We start from the raw sequence: 11,637 nt of genomic DNA, 5'->3' as shown, positions 1-11,637 counted from the left end.
GGGTGGCGGCGCTTCAGCTCGCGGATCGCCTCGATGGTGGCGATGCCGTCCTTGCGCGACTCCTCCTGGCCGGTGCAGATGGTGAAGGTCAGGGTGTCGATGAGGATGTCCGACTCGGCGATGCCCCAGTTGCCGGTCAGGTCGGCGATGAGCCGCTCGGCGATCGCGACCTTGTGCTCGGCCGTCCGGGCCTGGCCCTCCTCGTCGATCGTCAGCGCCATCAGCGCCGCGCCGTGCTCCTTCGCGAGCGCCGTGACCTTCGCGAAGCGGGACTCCGGTCCGTCGCCGTCCTCGTAGTTGACCGAGTTGATCACCGCCCGGCCGCCGAGCTTCTCCAGACCGGCCCGCAGGACGTCCACCTCGGTGGAGTCCAGCACGATCGGCAGCGTCGACGCCGTCGCGAAGCGGCCCGCCAGCTCCTGCATGTCGGCCACGCCGTCGCGGCCCACGTAGTCCACGCACAGGTCGAGCATGTGCGCGCCCTCGCGGATCTGGTCCCGGGCCATCTCCACGCAGTCGTCCCAGCGGCCCTCCAGCATGGCCTCGCGGAACTTCTTCGAGCCGTTGGCGTTGGTCCGCTCGCCGATCGCCAGGTACGAGGTGTCCTGCCGGAACGGCACGGCCTGGTACAGGGAGGCCGCGCCCGGCTCGGAGACCGGCCGCCGGTCGAGCACGGCCGCGCCCCGCACCCGCGCCACGATCTGCCGCAGGTGCTCCGGCGTCGTCCCGCAGCAGCCGCCCACCAGCGCCGGCCCGTACTCCCGCACGAACCGCTCCTGCGCGTCCGCCAGCTCGGCCGGCGACAGCGGGTAGTGGGCGCCCTCGGAGGTCAGCACCGGCAGGCCCGCGTTCGGCATGACCGAGATCGGGATCCGGGCGTGCCGGGAGAGGTGGCGCAGGTGCTCGGCCATCTCCGCCGGGCCCGTGGCGCAGTTCAGTCCGATCATGTCGATGCCCAGCGGCTCCAGGGCCGTCAGCGCCGCCCCGATCTCCGAGCCGAGCAGCATCGTGCCCGTCGTCTCCACGGTGACCTGCACGATCACGGGCAGGTCCACGCCGACCCAGTCCAGGGCCCGGCGGGCGCCGATGACGGCCGCCTTCGTCTGGAGCAGGTCCTGCGAGGTCTCGATGAGCAGGGCGTCGGCGCCGCCGCGGATCAGGCCCTCCGCGTTCTGCTGGAAGGCGTCCCGGAGCGGCTCGTACGTGACGTGGCCGAGGGTCGGCAGCTTGGTGCCGGGCCCCATGGAGCCGAGGACCCAGCGGGGGCGCCCGTCGGCGGCCGTGTGCGCGTCGGCGGAGGCGCGGGCGATGCGGGCGCCGGCCTCGGACAGCTCGTACACCTGGTTCTCGATGCCGTACTCGGCGAGCGCGGCCAGGTTCGCCCCGAAGGTGTTGGTCTCGACGCAGTCCACGCCGGCCGAGAAGTAGGCGTCGTGGACGGAGGCGACGATGTCGGGGCGCGTGAGGTTGAGGATCTCGTTGCAGCCCTCCAGCTGCCGGAAGTCGTCCATCGACGGGTCGGCGGCCTGGAGCATGGTGCCCATCGCCCCGTCGGCGACGACGACCCTCTTCGCGAACTCCTCGCGAAGTGACGGCCTCATGTGAGCCCCCTCAGATGGGTGACGAGCGTCGCCGTGCAGCCGACGCCGTACGTCGTCCTGATCCGGTCCAGGAGGGAGTCCCGGTGCAGCCGGTACTCCTGCGTCCCCACGTAGTCGAGGACGGTCGCCGCGACCGCGCAGCCCAGCTGCGCCGCGCACCGCTCGGGCACGCCCCACAGCGTCCCCGCGAGGAACCCGGCCCGGAAGGCGTCCCCGACGCCGGTGGGGTCGACGACCGCGGGGACCTCCACGGCCGGCACGGCCAGCGGGTCGCGGCCCTCGCCGCGGATGCGGACGCCGGCCTCGCCGTGGGTGGTGACCCAGGTGTCGACGCGGCGCAGCACGTCCGCCTCCGTCCAGCCGGACTTCTCCAGGAGGAGGGCCGTCTCGTACTCGTTGGTGAACAGGTACCGGGCCCCGTCCACCAGCTCCCGCACCTGGCCCCCGTCGAGCCGCGCCAGCTGCTGCGACGGGTCGGCGGCGAAGGGGATCCCGAGGTCGCGGCAGGTGCGGGTGTGCCGGAGCATGGCCTCGGGGTCGTCCGGGGAGACCAGGACCAGTTCCAGGCGGCCGGTGCGCAGGGCGACCTCGCGGAGGTCGATCTCGCGCGCCTCGGCCATCGCCCCCGCGTAGAAGGTGGCGATCTGGTTCTGGGCCCGGTCGGTGGTACAGACGAAGCGGGCGGTGTGGAGCGACTCGCTGACGCGCACCGAGTCGGTGTCCACGCCATGGTCCTTCAGCCAGACCCGGTACGGCTCGAAGTCGGCGCCGACCGCGCCCACGAGGACGGGCCGCAGGCCGAGGACACCGAGTCCGAAGGCGATGTTCGCTGCCACTCCGCCGCGCCTGACCTCCAGGTTGTCGGCGAGGAACGACAGGGAGACCCGGTCGAGCCGGTCGGCGAGCAGCTGCTCGCTGAACCAGCCGGGGAAGGTCATCAGATGGTCGGTCGCGATGGATCCCGTGACAGCGACGCGCATGGCCTACGCCCCCGCTGCCTTCTTCAGGGCCTCCACGCGATCCGTGCGCTCCCAGGTGAACTCGGGGAGCTCGCGGCCGAAGTGGCCGTACGCCGCCGTCGCCGCGTAGATCGGCCGCTTGAGGTCCAGGTCGCGGATGATCGCCGCCGGCCGCAGGTCGAAGACGCTCGACACGGCTTCCTGGATCCTCTCGTCCGGCAGGGTGCCCGTCCCGAAGGTCTCCACGAAGAGGCCGACGGGCTCGGCCTTGCCGATCGCGTACGCGACCTGCACCTCGCAGCGCTTCGCCAGCCCGGCCGCGACGACGTTCTTCGCGACCCAGCGCATGGCGTACGCCGCCGAGCGGTCCACCTTCGACGGGTCCTTGCCGGAGAAGGCGCCGCCGCCGTGCCGGGCCATCCCGCCGTACGTGTCGATGATGATCTTCCGGCCGGTGAGTCCGGCGTCGCCCATCGGGCCGCCGACTTCGAAGCGCCCGGTCGGGTTGACCAGGAGCCGGTAGCCGTCGGACTCCAGGTTCACGCCCTCCTCCGCGAGCTGCTTGAGGACGTGCTCGACGACGTACTCGCGGACGTCCGGCGTCAGCAGGCCCTCGACGGAGATGTCGGCGGCGTGCTGCGAGGAGACGACGACCGTGTCGAGGCGGACCGGGCGGTCGCCGTCGTACTCGATGGTGACCTGCGTCTTGCCGTCCGGGCGCAGGTACGGCACGGTGCCGTCCTTGCGGACCTCGGTGAGCCGCCGGGAGAGGCGGTGGGCGAGGGCGATCGGCAGTGGCATCAGCTCGGCCGTGTCGTCGCAGGCGTAGCCGAACATCAGGCCCTGGTCGCCGGCGCCCTGGGACGCCAGCTCGTCCTCCACTCCTTCCACCCGGGCCTCGTGGGCGGTGTCGACGCCCTGCGCGATGTCCGGCGACTGGGCGCCGATGGACACCGACACGCCGCAGGAGGCGCCGTCGAAGCCCTTCGCGGAGGAGTCGTAGCCGATGTCGAGGACGGCGTCGCGCACCAGCTGGGCTATCGGCGCGTACGCGGTGGTGGTGACCTCGCCGGCGATGTGGACCTGACCGGTGGTGATCAGGGTCTCGACCGCCACGCGCGAGGACGGGTCCTCGGCGAGCAGCGCGTCGAGAATGGTGTCGCTGATCCGGTCGGCGATCTTGTCGGGGTGGCCCTCGGTCACGGACTCCGAGGTGAAGAGGCGGCGGCTCATGCCTGGACCTCCACCGGAGACTTGAAGAAGTGCTGCTCGATGGCGCCGAGGGTGCGGATGGAGTCGACCTCCAGGGTCTCCATCTGGATGGCGGTGCCGCTCTCCTGCTCCAGGAGGAAGACGAACTCGACGAAGGACAGCGAGTCGATGAGCCGGTTCTCGATCAGGTCGAGGTCGGGCGCGATGTCGTCGCGCTCGGGGTGACGCTCGAGGATCCAGTTCTTCACCGTCTGCAGGCCGTCGGCCATGGTTGCTCTCCTTTTAGCTACTGCTGGTTACGGATGGGTGGGGGCGATGATCGGCGCGGCGACCGCGACCGCGTAGTCCACGTCGTGGCTGATGGACACGGTGATCTCGGAGATGCCGGACTCGGCCGCCATCTCGGCGGCAGGCCCGTGCAGCTCCACCAGCGGCCAGCCGCCCTCGGAGCGGCGTACGACGATGTCGGGCCAGGGCAGGAACCTGCCCCGGACGCGCAAGGTCTTGAAGGCCGCCTCCTTCGCCGCGATCCGTCCGCACAGGCTCAGCACGTCGAGCCCGGAGGAGGTGCGGCAGTCGGCGAGTTCGCCGGGGGTGAGCATCCGCTCGAAGAACTTCTCCCCGTACTGCGCGAGGAGTCTGCGGACGCGGTTGACGGACACGATGTCCATGCCGAGGTTCGCCCACCCCAGGCCGCCCGCCGGCGGGGCGGCGGGACGGGCCGGCACGTCAGATCACCGGCCCGGCCGCGAGGCTCGCATCGGCCCGCATGCGGGCGTTCGCGTCGAGGACCGCCCGGGTGGCGGCCTCCCAGCCGCCGTGCCGGCGGGTGAGCGCCGACAGCCACCGCTCCAGGCCGAAGGCGACGCAGCTGGTGAAGGCGGGGCCGCCGGTGGACTCCAGGGTGATGTCGCAGCGCTCGCCGAAGAAGTTCCGGTGCGTGTTGACCGAGGCGATCGCCAGGTCCTCGTACAGGAACTCGTGCTTCACCGGGGTGAGGCGCTGGAGCAGGGCCTTCGAGCCGCCCTTGTCGAAGAACGGGTCGCAGGCGGCCTCCTTGCGCAGCGGCAGGTCGAGTGCCGCGGCGAAGGCGTGGATGCGGGCGGCGAAGTCCGCGAGGTGGTTCTCGGCGTGCTCGCGCCCGCCGAGGGCGACGATCTCCCGCATGCGGAAGCCGAGCTGGCGCCGCATGCCCTCGTAGTGGGTCTCCTTGCGGAAGCACCAGGAGCAGATCGTGACGAGGGTGTCGTCGGCGACCGGGGTGCCCTGGTGGGTGAGGTAGACGGCGTAGCAGGACGCCGAGGGCAGTCCGAGCGCGGCGGGTTCGAGCGCGGCGGTCGGAAAGCGGCCGGTGTCGGTGTCGAAGGGCGCGGTCGCGCGGCGCTCCAGGTCGAGCGGGGCGGCGACGACGGCCTGGTGGGGGAAGTTGTCGTAGTAGTCGAGCCGGGCCAGGTCGGCGGCCGGGAGCAGCGGGGGCATGGTCATCGTGCGGGCGCCCGCGGCCACTCCCCAGCCCTCGAAGGTCTCGTCGAGGAGCCGCAGCAGGCGGGTCCCCTCCGGGCCAAGGGTCGGCAGACCCCTGGTGGCCCCGACGTTCTGCTCGGGGGTGGTCATGGTCATGATCGGTGCACCTCTCGGCTGGGAGGTCCCTCGGTGGAACTCAGACGACGGGCAGGGTGTCGTCGGAGAAGATCCCGGTCTTCAGGAAGAAGGAGAGCGGCTTGCGGATCGCCTTGCGCTCGTGCGGGCGGCGGCGCTCGTCGGCGACCAGCGCGTTGCGCAGGGCCAGCGGGTCGGCGATGCCGGCGTCGCGGTAGACGTGCGGGTTGTAGAGGGAGTTGATGCTGTAGACGACGTACCGCTTGAGGTACGCCTCGACCTCGCGGACCCGGTCGGCGCTCACGGCCTGGCACATCCGCTGGTACAGCAGGGAGACCAGCTCGCGCCCGAAGGCGATGTGGCGGGACTCGTCCTGGTGGTGGATGCGGTTTACCTCGCGGATGGTGTGGCAGAGGGAGTCGTCCTTCGCCATCCGGGAGTTGTAGTGGTCGACGAGCTCCTCGAAGAAGAGGATGCGGGTGAAGACGAGGAAGTTCTCGACCTCCGGCTCCCAGGCGGCGTCGGCGCGCATGGCGGTGGAGCCGTAGATCTTGTGGCCGTAGCGCCGGCAGAACTCGGAGAAGAACCACATGTGTTCGTTCTCCTCGCCGATGAAGTGGTGGAAGAAGTCCGAGGGGACCTCGAAGCCGGGCATGTGGATGCGGCCGACGACCTCGATGAGGAGCTCGCGGATGCCGTGCACGTTGAGGCTGTAGAAGTTGATGGACTCCCACTTCGACAGGCGCTGAAGCGTTTCCTCACCGAGGGTGTCGTAGTGCTCGGTGCCGTAGACGGTGAGCAGCTCCGGCGTCATCCAGAAGCGGTTCTCCTCCAGCGCCTCGGGCCACTGGAAGGTCTGGTACGGGTTGTAGTAGTCCTCGACCGAGCGCTCGCTGAGACGCTCCAGGACCTCCATGAACCGGTCGGTGACGGGCAGCGGGGCGGCGACGCCCATGATCTCGCTCCTTCGGAGTGGGGTTACGGGCGGACTTCGTAGACCGCGTTGACCGGCGTCTCGGTGGCGCGCCGCCAGCGGGTGAAGCCGGCCTCCTCGGCGATGGCCCGGAAGGCCTTCTCGCCGGAGTGGTTGCCCAACGCGTGCGGGCCGCGCTGCGCGACCGCGACCGGCAGGCACATCACGGCGGACAGGGCCATGAACATGCGGGCGGCGGGGGTCTGGGTGTCGACGTCCTGCGGGGAGACGTTGGACTCGACGAGCATCCAGGTGCCGTCCGCGTCCAGGGACTTGTGGACGTGCTGGGCGGCGGCCACCGGGTCGCCCATGTCGTGCAGGGCGTTGAAGAAGCACACCAGGTCGTAGCCGGAGCCGGGGTAGTCGTCGGCGGAGGCGACCTCGAAGACGACCCGGTCGGAGAGACCGGCCTCCTCGGCGAGCTCCCGGGCGATCGAGATGGCCTCCTCCGAGTAGTCGAAGCCGTGGACGGTGGCGTTCGGGAAGGCCTTCGCGATGAGGAGGGTGGTGTGGCCGACGCCGCAGCCGACGTCGGCGACGGTGCCGCCGGCGGCGAGCTTGTCGGTGACCTGGTGGAGGGCGGGCAGCCAGTCCGGGACGAGCTTGTGCTCGTACGTGGGCTGGAAGAAGGAGCCCATGCCGGTGTCGAGGGCCGCGTCGTGCTCGGCCCAGCCGACGCCGTCGCCCGTGCGGTACGCCTCGACGAGCAGGTCCTCGGTGGCGTACAGCGCCTTGAGGGCGGTGAAGAAGCCGGCGGCGTAGGTGACGGCCTTCGGGTCGGCGAGGACCTCGACGTGGTCGGCGGGCAGCGTGTACGTGAGGGAGCTGGGGTGCCGCTCGACGTACCCGGCGGAGAGCTGGGCGTGCAGCCACTCCTCGACGTACCGCTCGTTCGTGCCGGTGGCCTTCGCCAGCCCGGCGGCGGTGAGGGGGCCCTTCTCCGCCAGGGCCTTGTAGAGCCCGAGGCGCTCGCCGAGGGCGACGGTCAGGCCGCGGACGGCCGCGCCGGCGTCGGTGATGACCCGCTGGTGGAAGTCGTGGGCGCTCATGCGGCCTTCTCCTCGTACGTCGGCAGGTCACACGTGAACAGGAAGGAGCGGGGGACGCGCGGCACGGAGCGGGCCGGCACCGGGTAGGGCCAGCGGTCGAAGGCGGCGCCGTCCTCACCGGGCTGCTTGACCTCGCGCACGGCCCAGCCGCAGTCGGCGAGCAGCGCCTCGGGCTCCTCGGTGCCGAAGAGCCACGGGTTGCCGTCCTCCTCCAGCGCGCTCATGAAGGTGCGGGCCAGCGGGTTCTCCAGGGCGGACTTCGAGATGACGTCGCCGAGCAGCACGGAGCCGGGCGCGGCGTGCGCGGAGAGCGTCGAGATGAGGGTCCGCACGGCCTGCTCGGGCAGGAAGAACAGCAGGCCCTCGACCACCCACAGGACCGGCTCCTCGCTCTTCCAGCCGGCCTCCTTCAGGGCGCCGGTCCAGTCCTGCGTGAGGTCGACCGGGATCGGGACCCGGGTGCGGCCGGCGGGCTGCGGCTCGTCCTTGAGCATCTCGGCCTTGGCCTCCAGGAGGGCCGGGCGGTCGAGCTCGTAGACGGTGACGCCGTCGGGCCAGGGCAGCCGGAAGAAGCGGGTGTCCATGCCGGCGGCGAGGAAGACGACCTGCCGGATGCCGCGCTCCTCCACCGCCTTCACGATGGCCCGGTCGAGGTAGGTGGTGCGGATGGCGAGGAACGGCACGATGCCGCCCCCGTCGTAGCGCGCGAGCAGTTCGAAGCCGATCTCGTCGGCGACGGTGCGCGCGTAGGGATCGGCGAACAGCCGGTCCTCGCGCTCGGTCTCCAGGGCGCGCGCGGCGGCGGTCCACTGGGCGGTGCGGGATACGGCCTCCACAGGAGGTCCCCCTTCGGTTGATTTCTGGTGATTCGGACGGCCGTGTTCGGGGGCCCGACGAAGGACGGTTCGTCAGGCGCTCATGGCCGGGACACAGGTCTTGGCCGGTCGCACGCAGGCGACGGGGTCCTCGGCCGCGGGCATCGACGACAGATGGCCGGCCTCGGAGCCGGCGGGGCGCCGGCGGAAGATGCTGTGCAGGATCATGCTGAACACGGCCGTCCCGTCGGCGGCCACGAGCGTGCACCGCGGCTTGACGGTGCCGGTGGCGGGATTGAACGGCGACGGGGTCGCGCCGAGGATCTCGACGCGGGCGGTGAGGACGTCGCCCGGGCGGACGGGCCGCAGGTAGCGGACCTCGTCGATGCCGGGCGAGCCCGTACAGGCGCTGTAGGCGAGCAGTCCGTCGACGTAGCGGCGCATGAACATCGACTGGGTGTGGAACCCGCTGGCGATCAGACCGCCGAACGGGGAGTCCTTCGCGAGCTCGGGGTCCGTGTGGAAGGGCTGCGGGTCGAAGCGCCTGCCGAACTCCAGCACCTCCTCCGTCGTGACGGTGACGGTGCCCAGTTCATGGACGTCGCCGGGCCGGAAGTCCTCGAAGTAGCGCATCGCGCGCCCCCCTTGACCTAGGAGTCTACGTTTCCTGGCATCACCCAATCTACGAATCGACCATTTATTTTGTCAACCCAAAAGAAGGCTCACGGCATCGCTTGTTCGACGTCGTTCCACAGGTCCTCGACGTCCTCGATCCCGACCGACATCCGCACCAGTCCGGGCGCGATCCCCGCGGCCGCCAGGGCGTCCGCGTCCAGCTCGCGGTGGGAGGTGGACGCCGGATGGGCCACCAGCGTCTCCACGCCGCCGAGCGAGAGCGCGAGCTTCGCGAGCCGTACGCGCTCGATGAAGGCCCGGCCCGCCTCCCGGCCCCCGGCGAGCTCGAAGGAGAGCAGCCCGCCACCGCCCGCGAGGACCTTCCGGGCGGTGTCGTACGAGGGGTGGCCGGCGCGCCAGGGGTAGTGGACGGCCGTGACGCCGGGGCGGGCCGCCAGGAGCTCGGCGAGGGCCGCGGCGTTGGCGCAGTGCTCGCGCATCCGCAGCGGCAGCGTGGGGATCCCGCGCAGGGTGAGCCAGGCCGCGAACGGGTCGGCACAGGCGCCGAGTTCGACCGTGCGGGGCCACACCCGGCGGCGCAGTCCGTCGTCCGCGAAGACGGCGGCGCCGCCGAGGACGTCCGAGTGCCCGGAGAGGTACTTGGTGGTGGAGTGCACGACGACGTCGGCACCGAGCTCCAGGGGACGGCACAGCACGGGCGAGGCGAGCGAGTTGTCGACCATGCTGGTCACCCCGAGGGCGCGGGCCGCCGCGAGCAGCCCGGGCAGGTCCGGGACCCGGCCGGTCGGATTGGCGATCGTCTCCAGGACGAGGAGCCGGGTGGCGGGGTGGGTGCCGACGGCCTCCAGTTCGGCCGGATCGTCGCCGGATATCCGTACGACCTCGATCCCGTACCGCTCGGCCAGGTCCGACAGGACCGCGTGCGTCCCTCCGTACAGACAGCGCTGGGCCACCACCCGGTCGCCGGGCCTGAGCAGCGCGAGGAGGACGCCGCTGACGGCGCCCATGCCGGAGGCGAAGGCGATGGTCCCCTCCCCGCCCTCCAGGCCGGCGAGGGTCTGCTCCAGGGCCCGGACGGTCGGGTTGCCGCGGCGGCTGTAGACGTACCGGCCGTCGGGGTCGGCCATGGCGTCGGCGAGCTCGGCGGCGGAGTCGAAGGCGAAGGCGGAGGACTGGACGAGGGGGACGGAGAGCGGCCGGCTGCCGCTCCGGAAAGGCTCGTTGACGACGTGCACGGCACGGGTGTTCAGTTCCACGACGTTCCTTCCTGAGTACGGGAAAAGGGGCCGCCCGACGTCCGGGGCGGACATCGGGCGGCCCCTTCGGGGCGGGGATCAGGCGGGGACCTTCTCGCCCTGCGGCGCGGGGGCGGCGGCCTCGGCCGCGGCCGCCTTGTCGCCCTTCATGACGAGGAGGGTGACGACACCGCCGACGGCGGCGACGACCGCGGCGCCGATGAAGGCGGCGGAGAAGCCGTCCGTCAGCTTCGGCAGGTTGCCGAGCTGGTCGGCGCCCTGGGACATCGCGACGGCGGTGAGCGCGGCGAGACCGAGCGCGGAGCCGACGTTGTAGGTGGTGTTGACGATGCCGGAGGCGAGACCGGCCTGCTCCTGCGGGGCGTTGGCCATCGCGCTCATCATCGTCGGGATGTAGGCGAGGGACATGCCGAGCGCGGCGACCAGCGAGGCCGGCAGGACGTCGACCAGGAAGGTGCCGGTGGGCTCGACCGCGGAGAGCCAGACCAGACCGGCCGCGAGGACCAGCAGACCGCCCGCGATGAGCGGCTTGGCGCCGACCTTCATCATGAGCCGGGCCGTGATGGCCGTCATGAAGATCATGAGGAGCACGGTCATCGGGAGCAGCGCGGCACCGGACTCGAAGGCGCCGAAGCCCAGGACCTGCTGGAGGTACAGGTTGAGGAAGTACCACATCGGGATCCACGCGGCGCCGAGCAGCGTCATCGCCAGGTTGGCCGAGCCCAGGCGCGGGACCCGCCAGACGCTGAGCGGCATGAGGGGCTCGCGGACGCTCTTCTGGATGACGAAGAAGAGGATCAGGAGGACGGCGGCGCCGGCCAGCTCCAGGACGGTGGCGGTGGCGCCCCAGCCGACCTCGGGAGCACGGACCACGGCGAAGACGGCGAGCGCGAGGCCGGCGGTGACGGCGACGGCGCCGAGGACGTCGACGGAGCCGCGGCGGGACTCGACGTTCGGGAGGAGCTTGGTCGCGGCGAGGGTCGCGAGGCCGATCGGGATGTAGATGATGAAGACCCACTGCCAGCTCATCCACTCGGTGAAGACACCGCCGAGGAAGACGCCCGCGGTGCCGCCGGCGGGAGCGGCGGCGCCGTAGAGCGCCATCGCCTTGCCGAGCTCCTTCGGGTCGTGCATGAAGAGCATCATCAGCAGGGTCATGGCGGAGGGCGCGATCAGCGCGCCGCCGACGCCCTGGACGGCACGGCCGACGATCTCGACCCAGGCCGTCTGCGCGGCCGCGGCCACGACCGAACCGGCGATCATGACCGCCCAGCCGGAGACGAAGATCCTGCGGGCTCCGACGAGGTCGGAGAGGCGTCCGCCGAGGAGCAGCAGACCGCCGAAGACGATCACGTAGGCGTTGAAGATCCACTGGAGCTCGCTCTGCGAGAAGCCCAGGTCCTTCTGCATCTCGGGGAGCGCGACCCCGATGATCGAGGTGTCCATGATGACCATGAACTGAGCGGCGGCGAGCACGACAAGTGCCCACCAGCGCCGGGGATTGACGGTTGACATTGCCCTGACCCTTCACTCGCTG

General features: G+C 71.3%; 12 protein-coding genes. All 12 read right to left on the bottom strand.

Annotated features, from left to right (window positions below; all coding sequences use genetic code 11):
* A partial coding sequence (locus tag K7G60_RS26885) for a homocysteine S-methyltransferase family protein (protein ID WP_225803530.1) occupies positions 1-1,601 on the bottom strand: 1,601 nt, incomplete at its 3' end.
* Positions 1,598-2,581, bottom strand: a complete 984-nt coding sequence (locus tag K7G60_RS26880; protein ID WP_225803529.1) for a carbohydrate kinase family protein — start codon at positions 2,579-2,581, stop codon at positions 1,598-1,600. The genes K7G60_RS26885 and K7G60_RS26880, both read right to left, overlap by 4 nt.
* 3 nt (positions 2,582-2,584) lie before the next feature.
* Positions 2,585-3,793: a methionine adenosyltransferase gene (gene metK, locus K7G60_RS26875; RefSeq protein ID WP_225803528.1), complete on the bottom strand. Its 1,209-nt coding sequence runs from the start codon at positions 3,791-3,793 to the stop codon at positions 2,585-2,587.
* Positions 3,790-4,041, bottom strand: a complete 252-nt coding sequence (locus K7G60_RS26870; RefSeq protein ID WP_225803527.1) for an acyl carrier protein — start codon at positions 4,039-4,041, stop codon at positions 3,790-3,792. Before K7G60_RS26870 ends, metK begins: the two co-directional genes overlap by 4 nt.
* A gap of 27 nt (positions 4,042-4,068) precedes the next feature.
* Entirely contained in the window at positions 4,069-4,500 is a 432-nt protein-coding gene (acpS, locus tag K7G60_RS26865) for a holo-ACP synthase (RefSeq protein ID WP_225803526.1), read from the bottom strand.
* Between the two features lies 1 nt (position 4,501).
* Positions 4,502-5,392 carry a hypothetical protein gene (locus K7G60_RS26860; RefSeq protein ID WP_225803525.1) on the bottom strand — a complete coding sequence of 297 codons (891 nt, stop codon included), beginning with the start codon at positions 5,390-5,392 and terminating at the stop codon, positions 4,502-4,504.
* A gap of 40 nt (positions 5,393-5,432) precedes the next feature.
* Positions 5,433-6,326 (bottom strand): diiron oxygenase, encoded by an 894-nt coding sequence (locus K7G60_RS26855; RefSeq protein WP_225803524.1) that lies wholly within the window; start codon positions 6,324-6,326, stop codon positions 5,433-5,435.
* A gap of 23 nt (positions 6,327-6,349) precedes the next feature.
* Positions 6,350-7,393, bottom strand: a complete 1,044-nt coding sequence (locus K7G60_RS26850; protein ID WP_225803523.1) for a class I SAM-dependent methyltransferase — start codon at positions 7,391-7,393, stop codon at positions 6,350-6,352.
* Positions 7,390-8,229: an SAM-dependent methyltransferase gene (locus tag K7G60_RS26845; RefSeq protein WP_225803522.1), complete on the bottom strand. Its 840-nt coding sequence runs from the start codon at positions 8,227-8,229 to the stop codon at positions 7,390-7,392. The genes K7G60_RS26850 and K7G60_RS26845 overlap by 4 nt, the downstream gene beginning before the upstream one ends.
* A gap of 72 nt (positions 8,230-8,301) precedes the next feature.
* Positions 8,302-8,841 (bottom strand): MaoC family dehydratase, encoded by a 540-nt coding sequence (locus K7G60_RS26840; RefSeq protein ID WP_225803521.1) that lies wholly within the window; start codon positions 8,839-8,841, stop codon positions 8,302-8,304.
* 89 nt (positions 8,842-8,930) lie between these two features.
* On the bottom strand, positions 8,931-10,100 hold the full coding sequence (locus K7G60_RS26835) for a PLP-dependent aspartate aminotransferase family protein (protein WP_225803520.1): 1,170 nt from the start codon (positions 10,098-10,100) through the stop codon (positions 8,931-8,933).
* Positions 10,101-10,178: 78 nt separating this feature from the next.
* Positions 10,179-11,615: an MFS transporter gene (locus tag K7G60_RS26830; protein ID WP_225803519.1), complete on the bottom strand. Its 1,437-nt coding sequence runs from the start codon at positions 11,613-11,615 to the stop codon at positions 10,179-10,181.
* Positions 11,616-11,637 lie beyond the last annotated feature (22 nt).

The sequence above is a fragment of the Streptomyces sp. NK15101 genome (genome assembly GCF_020400725.1).
Taxonomy (GTDB): Bacteria; Actinomycetota; Actinomycetes; order Streptomycetales; family Streptomycetaceae; genus Streptomyces.
The sequence above is the reverse complement of the archived record's forward strand: the minus strand, read 5'-3'. Positions and strand labels throughout refer to the sequence as shown.